Raw genomic sequence first — 19377 nt, 5'->3', positions numbered from 1 at the left:
CGACAGCTTCGTCCTCCCGAGCCCCGGGTGTGGCGGATCACGCCGTCCCGATGGCCGGGTCACGGCTGGGGAAAGCGGCTTCCTCCTGGCTTGGATGAGGCGTTATCGTTCCCGGTGTCACACGGTGACGGGGGGAAGAAGGTGGCCGTCGGAACCGGTCCCACACGCGTCTCGACCGCACAACGCGTCGTGAGTCTCTGGTATTTCGTGGTGGTCGTCGGGTCGTTCGGCATACTCGCGCTGTTACCGGTGGCGCACGCCGCGATCCGGTTGCGACGCGCCGTCCTGTGGCTGTTCGTGCTGGGCTATGGCGGTATCGCGGTCGGGATGACGTTCCTGCTGGAGCGGGCGGCGGCGGAGGGCGAGTCGGAGGCGGTGCTTTCGTTCGCCTGGTTCTTCGGCACGATCGTGTTCATCACCGTGGCCTGTGTGCACCTCGCGCTGCTGCGGAGGAAGATCCTCTACCCGCCGCCGACGGCTTGGGTCGAGTCCGGCATGCACTGCGGGTTGTTCTCGATCGACATCGCCGGATTCGGTCAGGTCGGGCGCAGCAGCGAGATCTTCGTCCAGGTCCGGCGGATGCTCTTCGGTGTGCTGGCCAACGCCTTCGAGACCAGCGGAATCGCCTGGGACGCCTGCCTGAAGCGCGATACCGGGGACGGCATGATCGTCGTGGTCCCGCCGCATTTCCCGAAGTTCCGCCTGGTGTACCCGCTCGTCTCCCGGCTGACCGCGGAACTCGCCAGGTACAACGTCGTCACCGAGCCCGGCCTGCGGATCCGCGTGCGGGTGGCGATCCACGCCGGCGAGATCGCGCTCGACGAGTACGGCGTGACCGGGCGGCCGAAGGTGCTGCTCGCCCGGCTGCTCGATTCGCGGGTGTTGCGGGACGCGCTCGCCGAAGCGCCGGACGAGTCGCCCGTGGTGGTGCTCGTCTCGGACCGGTTCCACGAGGACGTCCAGGACCAGGGCGGCCCCGGTCTCGACACGATGAGCTACCGGCAGGTGCTCGTGCACGAGAAGGAGACCGAGGTCCGCGCCTGGCTGCACGTCCCGGATCCGGTGCTCAGAGAGCTGCGGTGAGCACCTCCAGCGCGCTGTGCTGACGGGCGGCGTCGATCCTGTCGACCGGTCCCGCCCAGCGCAGGCCGTGCTGGTCGAGCGACGTGCGGTTGGTCGCGATCGTGGAGTTCGCCTGTCGCGTCAGGTAGGCCCGATACGGCCTGCCGGTCAGCGCCCGGTCCAGTTCGCCGAGCCCTCTGGCGTACGCGCCCTTGAAGGACGGCCCGTCGGCGCCGCAGTCACCGGATTCGCACGGGTCTCGCAGGATCCCGTTCGAGTGAAGCAGCGACGTCGTGGTGGAGGCATCCGCGAGTCGCCGGGCCGTCGTGAGCAGGGCGGCGTCGCCGGTCGCGCGGTTCAGTTCGACCAGCGCGCCGAGGACGATGCCCTGGTTGTAACTCCAGACGGCCTGCCCGTTGTTCGCGCAGGAGGAGTTCAAGCCGTCGTTGACCAGACCGGCCCCGTTGATCATGCCGCTCGCGCGGAACCAGTCCCACACCTCGCGTGCCCGCGCGAGCTGGAGCGTGTCGCCGGGGAGCCGGTTGTGCAGTGACGCGGCGACTTTCACGTACAGCTCGTTGGTGACGGCGTTCTTGTACGTCTTCGCCGTCGACCACCAGAGCCCGCCGCCGCAGGTCCCGTCGCGGTAGGAGTACATGTAGTCCGCCGCGATGACGGCGGTGTCGAGATAGCGGCGGTCCTTGGTCAGGTCATAGGCGCGGATCCAGGCGAGCGCCCACCAGCCGGTGTCGTCGATGTATTCGTTGGTGAAGTTGTCGCCGCGGTTGCGGTCGAAGGTGTTGGCGATGGCGTAGCGGTAGTTCTGCGAGCCGGTTCTGGCGCTGTAGTCGAGGATCGCGGTGAGCGCGTTCGCCGAATTCCACCAGCCCGTGGTCTGCCACAGCCCGGTGCCGTTGTCGTAGAACTGCATGAGCGCGGTGGCGGCGGCCTCGGTGCGGTCGTTCGCGGCGACGGTCGTGCGGAACCACCGAGTACAGGCGATTTCCGGCCGGTTGCTCGCCTTCCCGCAGGCGCGCAGGGCGCCGAAACGGTGGGTGGCGGGGTCGTCGACGTTGAACATCAGGGTCCGCCAGCCGCGTTGGCCGGACGGGATCTTCGTGTCGCCGATCCGGCTGTCGCCCGTCCAGGTGCGGCCGCCGTCGAAGGAACGGTCGAGCCAGACCTCGTCGCCGGGGTCGCCGTCGCCGATGCTGCCCCAGCCCATGTTGTCGCCGTCGGAGAGATGCAGCGTGATGCCGCGGCCCCAGACGGACGCGGTGCCGGGTCTTCTTTCGCCGACGGCCAAGGCGGGGTCGCGGCTGTCGCAGTACTTGGCGCAGATCGTCGCCGCGACGGTGGGTTCGGGAGTGGTGGCGGCCGGCGTGAGCGCGAATGTCAACGTTGTCACAAGCAGGGAGGTGAGCCACATGGATTCGAGTGTGGGGGCGGCCACTTCCCGGGCCGATCAAGTCACCCTTTCGGCTCGCGCCGATGGTCTGGAATACTTCTTGCGCGCGTGAGGTTGAACGCTCAAGCAACGTAACCCGGCCCAGGGAGCAGGTCATGCAGTTCGGAATCTTCACGGTGGGCGATGTGACGACCGACCCGACCACCGGGGAGGCGCCCAGCGAGTACGAGCGGATCAAGGCGATGGTGCGCATCGCGCTCAAGGCCGAAGAAGTCGGCCTCGACGTCTTCGCGACCGGCGAGCACCACAACCCGCCCTTCGTGCCTTCGTCGCCCACGACGATGCTCGGCTACATCGCCGCGCAGACGTCGAAGATCATCCTTTCCACCTCGACCACGCTGATCACCACGAACGACCCGGTGAAGATCGCCGAGGACTTCGCGATGCTGCAGCACCTCGCCGACGGGCGCGTCGACCTGATGATGGGGCGCGGCAACACCGGCCCGGTGTACCCGTGGTTCGGGCAGGACATCCGCCAGGGCATCCCGCTGGCCATCGAGAACTACCACCTGCTGCACCGGTTGTGGCGTGAGGACGTGGTCAGCTGGTCGGGCAAGTTCCGGACACCGCTGCAGGAGTTCACCTCGACCCCGCGGCCGCTCGACGGTGTCCCGCCGTTCGTGTGGCACGGTTCGATCCGCAGCCCGGAGATCGCCGAACAGGCCGCCTACTACGGCGACGGGTTCTTCGCGAACCACATCTTCTGGCCGAAGGAACACTTCCAGGCGCTGATCAATCTGTACCGCGAGCGCTACGAGCACTATGGGCACGGCAAGGCGGACCAGGCCATCGTCGGACTGGGCGGCCAGGTGTTCCTGCGGCCGAAGTCGCAGGACGCGGTGCGGGAGTTCCGGCCGTACTTCGACAACGCGCCGGTGTACGGGCACGGGCCGTCGCTGGAGGAGTTCACCGAGCAGACGCCGCTGACCGTCGGCAGCCCGCAAGAGGTGATCGACAAGACGCTGACCTTCCGCGAGCACTTCGGCGACTACCAGCGTCAGCTGTTCCTGATGGACCACGCCGGGCTGCCGCTGAAGACCGTGCTGGAACAGCTCGACCTGCTGGGCGAGCACGTGATTCCGGTGCTGCGCAAGGAACTTGACTCGCTTCGCCCAGCGCACGTACCCGAAGCGCCTACTCACGCTTCCCGGTTGGAGGTTTCGGCATGACGACGATCGCAGTGGTGACCGCGGGCTTGAGCCGGCCCTCCTCGACGCGGCTGCTCGCGGACAAACTCGCCGCGGCCACGCGTTCGGTACTGCCGGACGTGCGGATCGAGGTGATCGAACTGCGGGACCTGGCCGTCGACGTCACGAAGAACATGCTGACCGGCTTCCCTTCGCCCGCCCTGCGGACGGCCATCGACACGGTGACCTCCGCGGACGGCCTGATCGCCGTGACGCCCGTGTTCACCGCGTCGTACAGCGGGTTGTTCAAGTCGTTCTTCGACGTGCTGGACCAGAAGGCGCTCGACGGGAAGCCGGTGCTGATCGGCGCCACCGGCGGAACTGAGCGGCACTCGCTGGTGCTCGACTTCGCGCTGCGCCCGCTCTTCGCCTACCTTCGCGCCGAGCCTGTCGCGACGGCGGTGTACGCGGCTTCGTCGGACTGGGCGTCTCCGGGCGACCTCGACACGCGGGCTTCGCGGGCCGGGCGGGAGTTCGCCGCGCGGCTGTCGGCGGAAGTGCCCGCCGCGGCTCCGGCCGGCGGGTTCGTGCCGTTCGAGCAGCTGCTGCGCGCGGGGGAGTGAGCAAGGGACCTTTGCTACCGCGTGGTGGCGAGGTCCGTGAAGGCCTCCTTGAGGGACTCTGGGTCTCTCAAGGAGGCCTTCACGGACTTCAGGGGGTCGTAGCCGAGGATCTGTTCACGGCTGCGTCCTTTCGTCCAGTGGGTCGTCACTGTCGTCCGCGCCGGGGTACGGGCTTCCGCAGATCAGCAACATGTAGCGCATCGGTCCTCCTGTCTGAGCCTGTTCACCATCCCCGACGAACGGGCCCGTCCGATACCGACAAGGTCATGACCCGAACGTGTCGGACCAGCGCGTTCCCGCCACGACCGGCACAATCGACGGAAAGGCGACGGCGAGGAGAAGACGGTGGGCATCGGAAAACCCGTGAAGCAGGTCTTGATCCTGATCGCGGGCGGCGTTCTCCTGCTGGTCGGCATCGCGCTCCTCGTGCTGCCCGGGCCGGGCCTGCTGCTCGTGCTCGCGGGTCTGCTCGTCCTGGCCTCGGAGTTCCCCGTGGTGGAGAAGTACGTCGATCCGATTCGCGACAGGGCGATGAAGGCGGCCGAGGACAGCGTTTCGTCGCCGCTGCGCATCGCGGGTTCGGTACTGGCGGGGCTGGGCCTGCTGGCCGCGGGGGTCGTGTGGGGACTCGTGCCGGGGCTGCCGCTCGGGGGCTGGAGCACCGGATCGAGCCTGATCCTGTCCGGGCTCATCCTGTTCGCGTTGCTGATCTGGAGCTACAAGCGGGTGCAGGCCAGGAGGGCCGCGAACGCCGAATAACAGCCGGGTGGTCTGGTAGCGTGCGGCGCGTGGCCCCCGACTTCCAGCGCGCGCGGCGGCCGGAACAGGTCGAGGCCCGGCGCGCGGCGATCCTCGGTGCGGCGCGCGAACTCCTTGCCGAACGGCCCGTCTCCCGGATCAGCCTGCGAGAACTGAGCGATCGGGTGGGCTTGGCGAAGTCGAACGTGCTGCGGTACTTCGACAGCCGCGAGGCGGTCTTCCTGGAGGTCCTCGACTCGGTCTGGGTCGCGTGGCTCGACGAACTCGAAGCCGAACTAAGCGTTCCTGACGGCGCGAAGCCGGCGTACGAGCGTGTCGCGGCCGTCATCGCGACGTCGATCTCGCGGCAGCGCCTGCTGTGCGAGCTGATCAGCACGATGGCCGCCGTGCTCGAACGCAACATCTCCGTGGAGACCGCGCGGACGTTCAAGACCCGGGCGGGTGAGCGGACCGAACGGCTCGCCGGTCTCGTCCGCGCCCATGCCCCCCTCGACGCCGAAGCGGCCGAGCACTTCGCGAAGGCCGTCTTCATCCTCGTCGCGGGGCTGTGGCCTTACGCGAACCCAGGGGAAGCCGTCGCGACGGTCATGGCCGAACGCGGAACGCCAGCCGGCCCCGCGATGTTCGTCGACGGGCTGACCGAGGGACTGGCGAACCAGCTGGTGGGTCTGGTCGTTCGCGCAGGTCAGAGCCCCGAGTGGTAGCAAAGGTCCCTTGCTCCCTTCCCGCACGCGCCAGGACGGGCGAGCCTGCATAAGGTGAGCCGAACCCACTTGCACAAGGAGCGACCATGAGCCCAGGCGGCACCCTCACCCTCGGCGATCTCACCGTGAGCCGGATGGGCTACGGCGCCATGCGGCTGTCCGGCCCCGGCATCTGGGGGCCGCCGAGCGACCGCGACGCCGCGATCGCCGTTCTCCGCGAGGCGGTCGAACTGGGCGTCACCCATATCGACACCAGCGACTTCTACGGCCCGCACACGACCAACGAGCTGATCCGCGAGGCTCTCCACCCGTACCCGGACGATCTGCACATCGTCACGAAGGTCGGCGCGAAGCGGACTCCGGACAAGGGCTGGCCTTCGGCGCTCTCGCGCGAGGAGCTGACCTCCGCGGTCCACGACAACCTGCGCAACCTCGGCGTCGACGTGCTCGACGTCGTCAATCTGCGGCTCGCGGGGGAGCACGGCGTCTTCCCGATCCCGGTCTCGATCACAGAGCCGTTCGAGGTGCTCGCCGAACTTCAGCAGCAGGGTCTCATCCGGCACCTCGGCCTGAGTCACGTCTCGGCGGAACAGGTCAAGGAAGCCCGCGCGATCGCGCCGGTCGTCTGCGTGCAGAACGAGTACAACGTCGCGAACCGCGCCAACGACGGCCTCCTCGACGCCCTGGCGGCCATCAACATCCCGTTCGTGCCGTACTTCCCGCTCGGCGGGTTCACCCCGCTCCAGTCCGGTGTCCTCGACGACTGCGCTCGCCGGGTCGACGCGACGCCGATGCAGGTCGCGCTCGCGTGGCTGCTCCAGCGGTCGCCGAACATCCTGCTGATCCCGGGCACGTCGTCGCTGCCGCACCTGCGCGAGAACGTCGCTGCCGCGAACCTCGAGCTGCCCGCGGACGTCGTCGCGGATCTCGACGCGCTCGCCTGATCCCGCGTGAAGGCCCCCTTCCCTTCGCTGAGCCGAGGGAAGGGGGCCTTCACGCGCGGTTCAGAGGACATCCCGGCGCCGCAGCAGCCAACCGCCGAGACCGGCGAAGACCACCAGGTAGCCGGCCACGACCAGCGTCGCCTGGGAGACCCCGACGAGTTCCCCGACGCCGGGCGTCGCGCCCGAAGCGCCCAGCGACGCGGCCAGCGAACCGGCGTTGGCTCCCGGCAGTGCCAGCTGGAGCGTGCCGACCCAGTCCACCAGCGGGGCCGCGACCCCGAACAGCAGGTTCTGGACCACGAGCAGCCACACCAGGCCGAGTCCGATCGGCAGCGCCACCCCGCGCATCGCGATGGCGAGAGCCGCGCCGAGTGCCGCCCAGGTCATCGCGATCAGCCAGCCCGCGCCGATCCCCGTCAGCAACGAGCCGGACGACGGCCAGTTCATCGGCTCGCCTTCCGAGGAGGCGATGAGCGCGCTCGTGACCGCGCCCGTCGCGAAGCTCGTCAGCACGACGGCCAGGGACGCGACGGCCAGCGCGAACAACTTTCCACTGTAGACGGTCAGCCGTGAAGGTCCTTGCGTCAGCGCGGTCTTCCAGGTGCCCCAGCCGTATTCGGTGCCGACGGCCAGCACCCCGAGCACGAGCAGGATCGCCCCGAGGAACACCGGCAGCCCGCCGATCGAGTTGCCGACCAGATTCGCCGGAAGGGTCGCGGCCAGCCCGCGATCCGTCCCGGGCGCCCCGCTCGACGAACCAGCCGCGCCCGCGAGCGGCAGCAGATAGGTGAAGGTCAGGCCGAGCACGACCGCGATCCCCAGCATGAACCAGTTCGCCGGACGCCGGACGAGTTTCACCAGCTCGGCGGTGCAGCTACCCCACATGACCTGCCGCCTCTCCGGTGAGCTCGAAGAACACCTGTTCCAGATCCCGTTCGCGGACGTGCAGTTCGCGCACCGGGATCCCGGCCGTGACGAGTTCGCGGTTCAGCCACGACGCGCGGTCCGGGTCGACGGTCAGGTCGAGACCGGTCCCGCTCGCGCGCACGTTCTCCGTGCCGACCCAGTGCCGCACCAAATCCGCGGCGCGCATGGTCTCGTCGGTTTCGATGTGCAGCACCGTGCCGCCGCGCAGCTCGGCCACCGTGTTCTCCGCGACCAGCCGCCCGCGCGAAACGACGCCGACGCGGTCGCAGATCTGCTGGACCTCGCCCAGCAGGTGGCTCGACAGCAGCACGGTGCACCCCTCCGCGCCGAGCCTCCGGATCAGCACCCGCATGTCGGCCATCCCGGCCGGGTCGAGCCCGTTGGTCGGCTCGTCGAGGATCAGCAGCCGCGGATCCTTCAGCAACGCCGCCGCGACACCGAGCCGCTGCTTCATGCCGAGTGAGTAGGTCGAGTACCGGTCCTTGCCTCGATCGGCGAGGTCGACCATCGCGAGCACCTCGCCGACGCGGAGCGGATCCGTTCCGCTGTACCGGGCCAGCACCTTGAGATTGTCCGAACCGGACAGATACGGGTAGAAGCCCGGCGATTCGATCAGCGCGCCGACGCCGTCCAGATCGCCGGGCGGCCTGCCGAACAGCCGGACGCCGCCGGAGGTCGGCCGCACCAGCCCCAGCAGCATCCGCAACGTGGTCGTCTTACCCGCGCCGTTCGGGCCGAGGAAGCCGTAGATCTCGCCGGGCCGCACGGTCAGCTTCATCCGGTCGACGGCGAGGTGCTCGCCGTACCGTTTCGTGAGTTCGTCTGTGTCCACGGGAAGGTTCATGGTGCCGAATGGTGTCCCGGGAGAGGCCGTCGCCACATCCGTTCACGGGCGGCACTCCGCGTACGTCGCCGGACGTAGCCGATGGCCGGAATCCTGCGACATCTGTCGAAAACACCGGTACCGAAGGCCGGGGTGACGCTCATAGGGTCGGTGGCGTGTCGAAAGTCCTCTTGATTCTCCATGTGCTCGCCGCCGTCATCGCGGTCGGACCGGTCACCGTCGCGGCGAGCATGTTCCCCGCCGCCGCGCGCAAAGCGTTCGCCGAACCGGGTTCCGGGCTGTCCGTGCTTCGTGCGCTCAACCGGATCTGCCGGGTCTACGCGATCTTCGGCATCGCGGTGCCGTTCTTCGGGCTGGCGACGGCGGGCAGCATGCGGGTCTTCGGCGATTTGTGGGTGATCGTGTCGATCGTGCTCACCGCGGCCGCCGCCGGTGTGCTGGCGTTGCTGGTCCTGCCGGGGCAGAACGCGATCCTCGCCGCGCTGGGGGCGGAGCCGCCCTCGGAACCGGTCGCGGCCGGGCGGATGGCGATGTACACGGGGATGTTCAATCTGCTCTGGGTCGTGGTGACGGTGCTGATGATCGTGCGGCCCGGATCGAGCACCGGCGCCTGAAAGACTCGTGAGTGGTAAGGACGGTTAGAACCGTCCTTACCACTCACGAGGTTTCGTCTTAAGCGCTCAGCAACTGGTTGAAGAACGACCGGTAGCGGCGCAGCGCGATCCGGAGATCTTCGGTCGCCGGTTCGCCCTGGCTCCACGCGGATTCCAGTTCCTTCTTGTGATCCGCGAACGTCGTGGCCAGGTTCTGGATCACGACGGCGACGAGTTCGTCGGCCTCCTTGACCGCCCGCCGGGGATCGTCCACGAAGGCGGTCTGGATGCCTTGCCAGCTCTCGCGGAACCGGTCGACGTCGGTGTCGGCGAACAACGTCTGAGCTTCGTCTTCGTCGGTGCGCTCGGAATCGGCGGTCACCAGATCCTCGGTGCTCAAGGCCTGCCCGTCAGCGTTCCGTTCCTCGCCGAGCCGATCCGTCGTCCCCGCGACGCGTTCCGTTCCCTCGGTTTCCAGGGGCCTGCTTTCCATGGCTTTCCGCTCCTTCGCCGGCGTCGGTCAACAGATCTTCGAACACTTCGCGGTAGTGCTTCATCGCTTCGCGCATGTCCTCTGTGGACATTTCGGCTTCCCGATGACGCACCAGGGTGTCGTGTCCGGCGCGGTAGTGCCGTAACGCGTTCGCGTGCCGGACGGACAGATCCGCGAGCTGCTGGTCGTACCCTTCGGTCGGGTAACCGCGCTCGGCCATCAACGAGACCAGTACCCGGTCCGCCTCGACGACGGCACCGGACGGGCGGTCGACGAACTGTTCCTGGATCAGTGCCCATTCCTGGGCGTACCGGTCCTTTGTGGTCTCCGGCAGCGGCCGGATGTCGAGATCCGAATGTCGTTTCACCCGCGACGAAAGCTCACGTTCCGCTTCCCTCGGGCTTTCGTGTTCCTCGACCGCCCGGTCGTATTCGGGACCGAACGTGTCTCGCAATCGCCGCTTGCGCTGTTCCGCGAGTACGAACCAAGCGGCAACGCCCACCACAAGGATCGCGGCGATGACGATGATGATGACCAACCACGTGGGCATCGCTATCTCCTCCGGATGTTTCGCCGGTCAACCCCCGACATGAGGTGAGTTCCCCCGGTTCTCGACCGGAAACCCTTATGTCGCAAGAAGTTTTGGATCTTAGGCCGGATGGCGCAGCGGAATGATCTCGATTCGCCGTCTTCGCGTGGAGTGGCGCCGCCATTCGGCGGAGATCGTGAGGCTCGCTAACCAGGCGTCCCCCTATTGGGTGCCGACGATGACTCAGTGTAGGTAATCGCTCCCGATCACTGCTCCGTTGTGGCACTATTGCCCCGTTCGCAGGAAGAGGGCCTGTGAACAGAGGGGGCCGTCGTGACGAGGCTGCCTGGTACGACAAAGAAAGATCATCAGGGGAGGAGATCGTCAAATGTCGACGCCTACGGACGTCAAGGACCCCATCGGTGAGGAGGAGCCGGTCGACCCGGCTCAGCCCAAGCCTGACCTGCCGCACCACGAGCACAGCCCGGACTGTGAGCACTACCGGGACAAGCTGCTGGAATGCTCGGGCGGCTGCGCTCAGACGCCCCCGCCGACCCCGTGAGCAGCTTCGACGCCTGAAGGAAGTCGCCCGCTCGCCGGGCTTTGCCCGGCGGCGGGCTTCCTTCGGCTACGGAGTGTGCTGTCATTGTCCAGTGGCTGTAACTTCGCTCGACGAACTCGAGGGCATTCGCAAGGCCCGTGAACTGCACCTGGCGGGTGTGGAGGCGGGCTGCTCGGCGCATCAGCGCGAGGCCCTTCAGCTGCTCCGGCGGGGAATGAGTGTGCTCGAGTCCGTCCACCCCGTGTCGGCGAAGAACCGTGACGAATGGCTGACGGTTCGCATCAGGCTCGCCTCGACCATCGCCACGATCGGCACCGAGACCAGCGGGGCGGTCTCCGCCGGGCTAGCCGGGCTCGATGACATCCGGCTGCTGCTCCCCGCCGTATCCGATCCGCTGTTGCGAGCCGATCTCTCCGGCAGGCTTGACCACAACTTCGCCTTGCTGCTGATGGCGGCAGGCCGGAACGAAGACAGCATCGCCTATTTCGATTCCTCTCTCAGGTTTCGGCAGACGGTTCTCGACGCCGCGGCGGATCCGGTTCCGTTGCTCGATCCTTATCTCGGCACGCTGGTCACCCGAGGCCTTGCCTACACGCGGCTTGGCGACGTCCGCCGGGCCCGGTCGGACCTCACGCAGGCCATGGAATTGGCAGAGCGGCATCGGATGCGCTCACAGGCGGCGGACGCCAGGCGACCGCTCGGGTCGCTCGAGCTGCGCGTCGGCAATGTCCCGGCCGCATTGAAGATGTTCGAGGAAAGCGAACGAATCTACCGATCACTGGATATCGAGGTGCATCCGCTCCTGCGGCTCGCGCAAGCCCAAGCACTGCTGACGGCGGGGCTCGCCGAAGAAGCCGGAGGACACCTCGACGAGGTGCTGCCGACGATGCGCACGCAACGGAGCATCAGCCGTGATCTCGCCGATGTGGAGCTGTATAGGGCTTCCGCCGCGCTGATGAGCGACGATCTCGAACTCGCCCGCTCGTATGCCGCGTCCGCACGCCGCAGGATGCTGCGGTGGGGCTGCCAGACCTGCGTCGCCAACGCGACCATCGTCGGTCTCCGCGCCGACGTGCAGGAAGCCTTGCGCACCAACGTGATCCCGCCGACCTTGACGTCACGCGCGCTCCGTGCGGCGAACGGGATGCCGATGCCGCGCCTCGCCGATCAGGCGGCGCTGGCGCGGATGCTGGCCGTCCGGGTCGAACTGCGCAAGGGAAAACGCCAGCGCGCCGCCGAGTTGCTCGAACGGATTCCGCGGCCGGGGCGGCTGACCTCCGTCGATTACCGGATGTTGCGCAGGCTTTGCCGCGCGGAACTCGCGGTGGCCGAAGGCGACAAGACCAGGGCGCTGGCCGAGATCCGGGCCGGGCTGACCGAACTCGACCGCGTGCGCGATCGGATGGGCGGTATCGAGCTGGTGTCCGGGACGGCGTTGCACGGCAGGGAGCTGGCGGATCTGGCCGTCAAGATCGTGCTGGAGCGCGCCGACGCGGCCCGGTTGTTCGGCTGGACGGAGCGGACTCGCGCCCAGAGTTACCGGTACGAACCTGTGGTGGCGGCCGATCCGGAGCTCGCCGAGCGGGTCGGTGAGGTCCGGGGGCTCGATCAGGCGATCCACCAAGCGCAGCACGACGGGCATCCGACGGCGGCGTTGCGGTCCAAGCACGCCGAGCGGTTGCGCGAGGCTCATCGGCTCGGGTGGCATACGGGCCGCTGGGGCAGGCCGCGGCCGGTCGCGCGGCTCGCCGAGGTGGCCGAGGGGCTGGGCGAACGCGCGCTGGTGAGTTTCGCGTCGTCGGGGGACGACCTGGTGGCGATGGTCGTCGTCGGCGGACGATGCGAACTGGTACGGCTCGGTTCGGCCGAGCGGGCGGCAGAGGCCGCGCGGATGCTGAACGTCGATCTCGACGCCCTCGCCCCGGATCGGTTGCCGGCTCCGCTGGTGCAGGCGGTGCTCGCTTCGGCGCGCAAACAGGCGGAACGGCTGGACGGCCAGCTGGTCCGGCCGCTCGAAGCACTGCTCGGGGACCGCGGCCTGGTCGTCGTGCCGACCGGCCCGTTGTTCGCCGTTCCTTGGGGAGTGCTGCCGGCGCTGCGGGCGCGGCCGATCGTCGTGGCTCCGTCGGCGACGGCGTGGCTGGGCGCGGAGCGCGCGGCGATACCCCGTGCGCGGAAGGTCGTCCTCGTCCGCGGGCCCGGTCTCGTCGGAACCAGAGGTGAGCTGGACAAACTCGCCACGCATTACCTGGCCGCGCATACGCTCGCCGGGGCCGACGCGACCGTGTCCGCCGTCTTGCGCGCGTTGGACGGCGCGAAGCTCGCGCACATCGCCGCCCACGGCGCGCACGAACCCGAGAACGCCTTGTTCTCCCGGCTGGAACTCGCCGACGGCGCGCTCTACGCGCACGAGATGGCCGGGCTCGCGCAGCCTCCGGCGCAAGTCGTCTTCGCGGCCTGTGAACTGGCGCTGAACCGGATCCGGCCCGGCGACGAGGTCCTCGGTTTCGCCAGCGCGTTGCTCGCGAGCGGTTCGCGGACGGTGATCGCGCCGTTGAGCCGAGTCGGTGACGAGGCCGCGGCGGCCGCGATGGACGATTACCACCGCGGACTCGCCGAAGGGGCCGGACCGGCGACGGCCTTGGCGGACACCATCGCCGTTGATCCGTTCCGGCGACCGTTCGTCTGTTTGGGTGCGGGCTGAACGTCCGGCTTGACAACCCCTGTTCGATCTTCACGACTCCAAGTGCCCGGTTGGTTACTCTTGACCGAGTCGTCTGAACCAATTATGGTCTAGACCACATTCGCTCGCTCGGCGTTTCGGCGGATGTGTCCCGACCTTCATTGGTATTTCGCTCGCTGTGACCCAGAAATCTCGAGTCCGCGGTGGGTGTAGAGATGGGAAAGGGGTAGGCATGAGCTTCAAACGACGGCTTTTGACCCTGGCGGCCGGTGCGGCGATGGTGCCGGCGGCCCTGGTCGCGATCCCGGCAGGCACCGCCAACGCGCACGGTTACGTCTCCTCGCCTGCGAGCAGGCAGGCGCAGTGCGCGCAGAACACCGTTTCCTGCGGCTCGATCAAATGGGAGCCGCAAAGCGTCGAGGGTCCCAAGGGGCTCATGAGCTGTAACGGCGGCGTCGGCCGTTTCGCCGACCTCAACGACGACAGCAAGGGCTGGAAGGTGCATTCCCTCGGCCGTACCACCACGTTCCGGTGGACGCTGACGGCTCGCCACCGCACCAGCACTTGGGAGTACTTCGTCGACGGCGCCAAGGTCGCCAGCTTCAACGACGGCGGCGCGCAGCCGGGTGCCACGGTCACCCACAGCGTGAACCTGCAGCAGAGCGGGCGCCACAAGATCCTCGCCCGCTGGAACGTCTACGACACGGCGAACGCGTTCTACGCCTGCATCGACGCCAACATCAGCTAGGTGCCATGTCTCGTGAGTGGTAATGACGGTTCTAACCGTCATTACCACTCACGAGGCTTTTGTGTCAGGCTCGTCCCATGTGCGAACGGGACGGCGTCAAGCTGACCAACCTCGACCAGCCGTTGTTCGAGGGTGCGACCAAACGCGACCTGGTGGACTATCTGGACGTCGTCGCGGACCGCGTTCTCCCGGTTCTGGAGAACAGGCCGCTTTCGGTCATCCGCATCCTTCGCGGCCAGGACCCGTTCATGCAGAAGAACCTGCCCAAATACACGCCTGACTGGGTGAAGCGGTACGGGATGTGGGCGGAGACGTCGAAACGACAGGTGTCGTACGCGCTCTGCGACGACCGCCGGACGCTGCTGTGGTTCGCGAACCAGCGCGCCGTCGAATACCACCCGACCTTGATGACCGCGGACGTCGATGCGGGGCCCACCCATCTGGTGCTGGACCTCGATCCGCCGGCGGGGGACGATTTCGCCCACGTCGTGAAGGCCGCGATGCTGGTGCGGCAGGCTCTCGCCGACTCCGGGCTCGCCGGGGCGGTGAAGACCAGCGGTTCCAAGGGAGTGCACATCTTCGTCCCGCTGACGCCGGGGCACGGCTTCGAAGACGTCGCGGCCGCGACCCGCGCCCTCGCCGCCCGTGCGGAGCAGATCGACGCGGCGATCGCGACGACCGCGTACATCGTGGAAGACCGCGAGGGGAAGGTGTTCCTCGATTCGACCCGGGCTGGCGGGAACACGGTCGCGGCGGCGTACAGCCCCCGGTTGCGGCCAGGGCTGACGGTGTCGTTCCCGGTGGCCTGGGACGAGCTCGAAAACGTGGTCCCCGCCGATTTCACCGTCCATACGGCGCCGGGTCTCCTCGGCGACGAGGATCCGTGGGCCGAGTCGATGCCGGAACCGCAGACGCTGCCCGCCGATCTGGTCGAGCAAGGGCACACGATCCCCATCGCCCGCGTCGTGGCGATGCACGAAGGGAAACGCAGGGCGAGGGCGCGCGCTCGGAACGACTGAACGCCCACGACGCCACGGCGTTTTGTGTACCTTGGACCGCACTGGGGGCGGGCGAAGGTACTGGGGGCTTTCGTGGGAAAGATCGATGCCGACGTGGTGATCGTGGGGGCCGGTCCGGCGGGGCTCGTGCTGGGAAACCTGGTTCGGGCCGCCGGAATCGACTGCATGATCCTGGAGCGCCGAAGCCGTGAGCATGTCGAAAACCGTGCCAGGGCGGGCTTTCTCGCCGCGAACAGTGTCCGTGTGCTCAGCGAGAACGGGCTCGACGCGGGGCTGCTCGAGAAAGGCCTGAAGCACGACACCTGTGCCTTTCGCCATGATCAGGCCGAATTCGAGCTCAAGTACGGCGAACTCGGGAACGGTGAGGTGCACACCGTCTATCCGCAGCAGTTCCTGGTCGCCGACCTGATCGCGGAATTCCTCGCCCGGGGCGGGGAGATCAGGTTCGGGGCCGAGGTGACCTCGGTGTCGGGGATGGACGCGACGGTCATCGCCGACGATCTTCTCTTGCGTGCCAAGTACATCGCCGGTTGCGACGGCAGGCGCGGGGTCTCGCTGAGATCCGTGCCGGCCCGGGTGTTCCGGCGGGACCACGACATCTCGTGGCTCGCGATCCTCGCCGAGGCGCCGCCGAGCATGTCCGCGATCGGTTACGCGATCCACGAACGAGGATTCGCCGGGCATATGGCCAGGACGCCGACGGTGACGCGCTATTATCTCGAAGTACCGCGGGGTGAGGATCCGGAGAACTGGGGAGACGACCGGATCTGGGACGAACTGCACGTGCGGATGCGGGCCGACCGTTACGGCGAGCTCAAACGCGGCCCCATCGTCGAGCGCCGGATCGTGGACATGGCCTCGCGGGTGATGGACACGATCCAGCGGGGGAACCTGTTCCTCGCGGGGGACGCGGCGAGCCTGATCAGCCCCGCCGCGGCGAAGGGCGCGAATCTCGCGTTGATGGAGGCCGAGGTCCTCGCGCACGCGTTGATCGAAGCCCACACCGAGAGCGACACCACGGCACTTGACCGCTATTCCGCCGAATGCCTGCCGCGGATCTGGCGCGCGCAGGAATTCTCCCTCTGGATGATCAATCTGCTGCACGGCCCCGCCGGATACGACGACGAGGCCGTCTTCCAGCGGGCCCTGCGGGACGCGCGGCTGGAGAGCCTGCGGACTTCCCGCGCGCATCAGGACTTCTTCGCCGAGAACTACGTGGGTATCTGAACCGATCGTTCGCCGTATCCGTATTCCGGTGAAGAGGGAAAGGACGAACGACGATGCCGGTACGCCTCCGCTGGACGCCGCTGAACCCGCACCCGAACCGTCCGGTGCCCGCCGACGAACCCGAGCCGGAACCGTTAGCCGGCGCGGACGGCGGGTGTCGTGGGCCGCTCGACGCGAAGGAGCCGGACGTCGCCTGAGCGGTCTCTCCCCGGCTCCTCCTCGGAGACGAATCGCAGCGCCCCGGTGACCTCACGGGTCACCATCCGCGCGCCGTGCCAGCCTGCCGGCACCCAGCCGTCGCGCAGGGCACCGCGCAGCTTCTCGGCCCTCTTGACGTGGCGGGCGAACGAGTGCCGCCGGATGACGCGCCCGCGCGCGACTTGGCCCGCGCGGGCGTCCTCCGGGGTGACGTCGAGCCACAGCAGCCGGACCGGGCGACGGCTCACCAGGCCGAGCAGGGCCAGCAGGCCGCGGGTCGTCGCCCGGGTCGACGGCTCGTGCACGATCAGCGGGCCGCCGTCGGCCAGCGCGAACCGGACGACCCGCGCGCGATGCCACAGGTGGACCACCGGCCGGTAGAACCGGTACGGCAGCGCGGACGGCAGCCGTGCGCGCAGCCGCGCGCGGACCTGATCGGAGTCGAGCACCGGGAGGTCGCCGGTCGCCGCCCGGGACAGCAGGGTGGTCTTGCCGGCCCCGGGAATCCCCGCGACCACCAGCAGGTCGCGGCGGCCGAGGCGGAATGCGATGCGATCGGTCATAAGGCCTCAACGACCCGGCCGAGTGCAAAGGTTCCTTTACCTTGACCGGCGCAGGTCAGGCGGTCACCCGGGTCCCCGCCGTCACCGGCTTGTCGGGCAGCAGCGTCCCGCCCTTGGTGAGCCACGCGACACCGAACGCGAGGATCGCGACCGACTCCAGCCACAGCGCCGGATAGAGATCCTTCGTCTGCTCGTCGAAGACCAGCCCGCAGAGCACGATCAACGCCAGGCACACCAGCATGATCACGCCGGATGCGACGTACAGCTGGTTCCGGGCGGGTTTGCGGGCACCGGGGATCTCCTTGTCCGACTTGGTGAACAGCACGATGCAGAAGAACGCCAAGGTGAGGAAGAAGACCGCGGCGAAGCCGAGGTGCAGCAGACCGGCGATCTCGTCCGTACGGTCGCCGTTCGCCGGAGTCGTGGGGAAGAGCGCCACCCCGACGGCGGCCACGGCCGCGATGTTCCCGGCGATGTCGTCGACCCGGCCGTAACCCCGATAGGACAACAGGAAGACGCCGATGGCGCACATGACGCCGACCCAGACGTCCCGCATTCCCGAGTAGTAGTACCCGCTGATGGAGTTGAGCAGGCCGCCGCCGTCGACGACCAGCTTCCCGAAGACCAGCACGAAGGGCAGCCCGATCCCGAGGAAACCTATGGCACGCCGCAAGAACAGGTAGTTGTGGACGAGGTTGTCGGTCGCCGTTCGCGGGCCCATGGTCGCCTCCGTGCTCAGTGCTTGTCACTCCATGATGACAGCTCGTGACGACGGTGAGACCGTGTGTTATCGAATTGCTCGCTAGGCGTTCTCCAACACGACAGCCGCGACGTAGCCGCCCATCCCGATCGACGTCTTGACGGTGAGCCCGCTTTCCGGCCGGGACGGCCCCTCCATCAGCTGCGCGTGCCCTTCCGCCACCGGTTTCGGCGCCGGGACGAGGTCGCGCTCCGCCGCGAGGCAGATCGCCGCGATCTCGGTCAGCGCGCTGCCCGACTGGCTGTGCCCGGTCAGCGGTTTGATCGAGTAGATCTCGGTCTCCTTGGGGAAGACCGCTTCGAGGATCCGGGATTCCGTGCGGTGACAGAGTTTCGTGCCGGTCCCGTGCGCGTTCAGGTAGCGGACGTCGGACGGCGCGGCGTTCGCGTTCTCCAGCGCGCCGGTCACCGCCGCGATGGCGTTCGACGGATCGGGGTCGAGCGCCATCGCGTTGTGCGCCTCGTGGGTCATGGCGCCGCCTCGCAACGTCGCGTACGAGTCGGTCTTCCGCTGGGTCAGCACCACCGCGACCGCGGCCTCGGAGAAGGTGAAACCCTTTGTGCCCTCTTGGAAAGGACGGCACGCTTCGAGCGGCGGCACGTCGGTGATCGCCACCCCGCAGTGCACGAAGTTGCGCACCATCGGCCTGGTCGCGGACAGATCCGTGGTGACCACGACCACGTCGTCGGCCATGCCGGCGTCCAGCCACATCTTCGCGGTGAGCACCGCGGCGCTGCCGGTCGCGCACATGGCGGACGTGGCCATGGAAGGACCATGGAAACCGAACTCCGACATGAGCGTGGCGATCGGCGTCGAGGGCATCATGCCGATGAATTCGCGCCGGTACATGAGCTGTTCGCCCATCTCGGTGAGCCGGTCCCAGGTGCGCAGGTCCTCGCGGACGCCGCCGGAGATGACGCCGACCCGGCGGCCTGGCGTCCAGCCCCGCGCGCCGGCGTCCTCGATCGCTTCCCGAGCCGCGGCGAGCAGGGCGCGCGCGTGCAGGCTGCCGTCCCTGGCCCGCCCGCCTTCGGGGACGTGCGCCACCCATCCCGGCTGATCCGGGGTCTCCCCGAAGCCTTCGGTGAATTGGGCACAGGGGACGCCACCGGCCAGGCCCTCCCACAGTGATTCGCGCCCCCAGCCGTAGGCGGTTACGGCGCCGATGCCGCAGATGTCTGTTTTGCTCCGCACGTGTTTCCCTTCAACTACATTCAGTCAACGCTGGGGTGGAATGGCCGCACCGATCAGCTGTCCGGGGAGGACGGCTACGTCGATTTAGTGATCTAATCGGAAGCTACATCAGTCGAGTAGGGGGTTTGGATCAGATGGATCCTGACGATCTCGACGGTGGGACCCCCGACACCCACCGGCCCTCGGATCAGGATTCCTCGCCAGCGAACGGCACCGCGACCCGCACGGTGGGAAAACCCGACCGACACGCGTCGCTCGTCCGTCTGCTGACCGAGTTGTCCGCGGAGAGGGATCAGCGTGGCGAACCCGCGCTCGCCTTTCTCGGTCAGGGGTACCGCCTTTTGGAGCAA

General features: G+C 68.1%; 20 protein-coding genes. 12 read left to right on the top strand and 8 right to left on the bottom strand.

Features of this window, described 5'->3' with window-relative positions:
• Window positions 1–189 precede the first annotated feature (189 nt).
• A complete protein-coding gene (locus tag CVV72_RS22580; RefSeq protein WP_255632222.1) occupies window positions 190–1083 on the top strand; it encodes a hypothetical protein in 894 nt (297 codons plus the stop codon).
• On the opposite strand, the gene CVV72_RS22575 is transcribed toward CVV72_RS22580, so the two are convergent.
• Window positions 1067–2491 (bottom strand): glycoside hydrolase family 76 protein, encoded by a 1425-nt coding sequence (locus CVV72_RS22575; protein WP_219145700.1) that lies wholly within the window; start codon window positions 2489–2491, stop codon window positions 1067–1069. The genes CVV72_RS22580 and CVV72_RS22575 overlap by 17 nt on opposite strands.
• 134 nt (window positions 2492–2625) lie before the next feature.
• On the opposite strand from CVV72_RS22575, the gene CVV72_RS22570 reads away from it, so the two are divergent.
• The 5 genes from CVV72_RS22570 (at window position 2626) to CVV72_RS22550 (ending at window position 6687) form a co-directional block, all read left to right on the top strand.
• Complete coding sequence (locus CVV72_RS22570; protein WP_219145699.1) at window positions 2626–3699, top strand: LLM class flavin-dependent oxidoreductase; 1074 nt, start codon at window positions 2626–2628, stop codon at window positions 3697–3699.
• Window positions 3696–4280 carry an FMN reductase gene (locus CVV72_RS22565; RefSeq protein ID WP_219145698.1) on the top strand — a complete coding sequence of 195 codons (585 nt, stop codon included), beginning with the start codon at window positions 3696–3698 and terminating at the stop codon, window positions 4278–4280. Before CVV72_RS22570 ends, CVV72_RS22565 begins: the two co-directional genes overlap by 4 nt.
• Window positions 4281–4625: 345 nt before the next feature.
• Window positions 4626–5039: a PGPGW domain-containing protein gene (locus CVV72_RS22560; protein ID WP_125681394.1), complete on the top strand. Its 414-nt coding sequence runs from the start codon at window positions 4626–4628 to the stop codon at window positions 5037–5039.
• Window positions 5040–5059: 20 nt separating this feature from the next.
• A complete protein-coding gene (locus CVV72_RS22555; protein ID WP_255632221.1) occupies window positions 5060–5743 on the top strand; it encodes a TetR/AcrR family transcriptional regulator in 684 nt (227 codons plus the stop codon).
• Window positions 5744–5829: 86 nt separating this feature from the next.
• Window positions 5830–6687 (top strand): aldo/keto reductase family oxidoreductase, encoded by an 858-nt coding sequence (locus CVV72_RS22550; RefSeq protein WP_219145696.1) that lies wholly within the window; start codon window positions 5830–5832, stop codon window positions 6685–6687.
• A 60-nt stretch (window positions 6688–6747) separates the two neighbouring features.
• Here CVV72_RS22550 and CVV72_RS22545 read toward each other — a convergent pair whose 3' ends face one another.
• Window positions 6748–7572 carry an ABC transporter permease gene (locus tag CVV72_RS22545; RefSeq protein WP_219145695.1) on the bottom strand — a complete coding sequence of 275 codons (825 nt, stop codon included), beginning with the start codon at window positions 7570–7572 and terminating at the stop codon, window positions 6748–6750.
• Entirely contained in the window at window positions 7562–8458 is an 897-nt protein-coding gene (locus CVV72_RS22540) for an ABC transporter ATP-binding protein (RefSeq protein WP_219145694.1), read from the bottom strand. Before CVV72_RS22540 ends, CVV72_RS22545 begins: the two co-directional genes overlap by 11 nt.
• A 155-nt stretch (window positions 8459–8613) precedes the next feature.
• Here CVV72_RS22540 and CVV72_RS22535 point away from each other — a divergent pair, with 155 nt between their 5' ends.
• On the top strand, window positions 8614–9072 hold the full coding sequence (locus CVV72_RS22535; protein WP_219145693.1) for a hypothetical protein: 459 nt from the start codon (window positions 8614–8616) through the stop codon (window positions 9070–9072).
• Between the two features lie 58 nt (window positions 9073–9130).
• On the opposite strand, the gene CVV72_RS22530 is transcribed toward CVV72_RS22535, so the two are convergent.
• Together CVV72_RS22530 and CVV72_RS22525 are read right to left on the bottom strand one after the other, a co-directional pair.
• The gene (locus CVV72_RS22530) at window positions 9131–9451 is read right to left on the bottom strand and encodes a hypothetical protein (protein WP_255632220.1); all 321 of its coding nucleotides are present in this window, start codon (window positions 9449–9451) and stop codon (window positions 9131–9133) included.
• A 10-nt stretch (window positions 9452–9461) separates the two neighbouring features.
• Entirely contained in the window at window positions 9462–10094 is a 633-nt protein-coding gene (locus tag CVV72_RS22525; protein ID WP_219145691.1) for a hypothetical protein, read from the bottom strand.
• A 367-nt stretch (window positions 10095–10461) separates the two neighbouring features.
• On the opposite strand from CVV72_RS22525, the gene CVV72_RS22520 reads away from it, so the two are divergent.
• The 5 genes from CVV72_RS22520 to CVV72_RS22500 all read left to right on the top strand — a co-directional run bounded on the left by CVV72_RS22520 (window position 10462) and on the right by CVV72_RS22500 (window position 16312).
• The gene (locus CVV72_RS22520; RefSeq protein WP_219145690.1) at window positions 10462–10635 is read left to right on the top strand and encodes a hypothetical protein; all 174 of its coding nucleotides are present in this window, start codon (window positions 10462–10464) and stop codon (window positions 10633–10635) included.
• 91 nt (window positions 10636–10726) lie between these two features.
• Window positions 10727–13339 (top strand): CHAT domain-containing protein, encoded by a 2613-nt coding sequence (locus CVV72_RS22515; RefSeq protein WP_370641812.1) that lies wholly within the window; start codon window positions 10727–10729, stop codon window positions 13337–13339.
• Between the two features lie 211 nt (window positions 13340–13550).
• A complete protein-coding gene (locus CVV72_RS22510; RefSeq protein ID WP_034317732.1) occupies window positions 13551–14066 on the top strand; it encodes a lytic polysaccharide monooxygenase auxiliary activity family 9 protein in 516 nt (171 codons plus the stop codon).
• Window positions 14067–14143: 77 nt separating this feature from the next.
• The gene (locus CVV72_RS22505; protein WP_219145689.1) at window positions 14144–15085 is read left to right on the top strand and encodes a DNA polymerase domain-containing protein; all 942 of its coding nucleotides are present in this window, start codon (window positions 14144–14146) and stop codon (window positions 15083–15085) included.
• Window positions 15086–15157: 72 nt separating this feature from the next.
• Window positions 15158–16312, top strand: a complete 1155-nt coding sequence (locus CVV72_RS22500; RefSeq protein WP_219145688.1) for a 4-hydroxybenzoate 3-monooxygenase — start codon at window positions 15158–15160, stop codon at window positions 16310–16312.
• 134 nt (window positions 16313–16446) lie between these two features.
• Here the strand turns inward: CVV72_RS22500 and CVV72_RS22495 are convergent, their stop codons facing one another.
• From CVV72_RS22495 to CVV72_RS22485, 3 genes are all read right to left on the bottom strand, one after another.
• Window positions 16447–17073, bottom strand: coding sequence for an AAA family ATPase (locus CVV72_RS22495; RefSeq protein WP_219145687.1), 627 nt, complete (start codon window positions 17071–17073; stop codon window positions 16447–16449).
• Between the two features lie 55 nt (window positions 17074–17128).
• Window positions 17129–17794 carry a DUF998 domain-containing protein gene (locus CVV72_RS22490; RefSeq protein WP_219145686.1) on the bottom strand — a complete coding sequence of 222 codons (666 nt, stop codon included), beginning with the start codon at window positions 17792–17794 and terminating at the stop codon, window positions 17129–17131.
• Between the two features lie 81 nt (window positions 17795–17875).
• Window positions 17876–19027 carry a beta-ketoacyl synthase N-terminal-like domain-containing protein gene (locus tag CVV72_RS22485; RefSeq protein WP_219145685.1) on the bottom strand — a complete coding sequence of 384 codons (1152 nt, stop codon included), beginning with the start codon at window positions 19025–19027 and terminating at the stop codon, window positions 17876–17878.
• Window positions 19028–19377 lie beyond the last annotated feature (350 nt).

The sequence above is a fragment of the Amycolatopsis sp. TNS106 genome (genome assembly GCF_019330265.1).
Lineage (GTDB): Bacteria > Actinomycetota > Actinomycetes > Mycobacteriales > Pseudonocardiaceae > Amycolatopsis > Amycolatopsis lurida.
The sequence above is the reverse complement of the archived record's forward strand: the minus strand, read 5'-3'. Positions and strand labels throughout refer to the sequence as shown.

Coding starts and splice junctions, on each gene's coding strand:
- CVV72_RS22575 (WP_219145700.1), bottom strand. CDS start 2,491: ATGTGGCTCACCTCCCTGCTTGTGACAACGTTGACATTCGCGCTCACG.
- CVV72_RS22570 (WP_219145699.1), top strand. CDS start 2,626: ATGCAGTTCGGAATCTTCACGGTGGGCGATGTGACGACCGACCCGACC.
- CVV72_RS22565 (WP_219145698.1), top strand. CDS start 3,696: ATGACGACGATCGCAGTGGTGACCGCGGGCTTGAGCCGGCCCTCCTCG.
- CVV72_RS22550 (WP_219145696.1), top strand. CDS start 5,830: ATGAGCCCAGGCGGCACCCTCACCCTCGGCGATCTCACCGTGAGCCGG.
- CVV72_RS22545 (WP_219145695.1), bottom strand. CDS start 7,572: ATGTGGGGTAGCTGCACCGCCGAGCTGGTGAAACTCGTCCGGCGTCCG.
- CVV72_RS22540 (WP_219145694.1), bottom strand. CDS start 8,458: ATGAACCTTCCCGTGGACACAGACGAACTCACGAAACGGTACGGCGAG.
- CVV72_RS22525 (WP_219145691.1), bottom strand. CDS start 10,094: ATGCCCACGTGGTTGGTCATCATCATCGTCATCGCCGCGATCCTTGTG.
- CVV72_RS22520 (WP_219145690.1), top strand. CDS start 10,462: ATGTCGACGCCTACGGACGTCAAGGACCCCATCGGTGAGGAGGAGCCG.
- CVV72_RS22510 (WP_034317732.1), top strand. CDS start 13,551: ATGAGCTTCAAACGACGGCTTTTGACCCTGGCGGCCGGTGCGGCGATG.
- CVV72_RS22505 (WP_219145689.1), top strand. CDS start 14,144: ATGTGCGAACGGGACGGCGTCAAGCTGACCAACCTCGACCAGCCGTTG.
- CVV72_RS22495 (WP_219145687.1), bottom strand. CDS start 17,073: ATGACCGATCGCATCGCATTCCGCCTCGGCCGCCGCGACCTGCTGGTG.
- CVV72_RS22490 (WP_219145686.1), bottom strand. CDS start 17,794: ATGGGCCCGCGAACGGCGACCGACAACCTCGTCCACAACTACCTGTTC.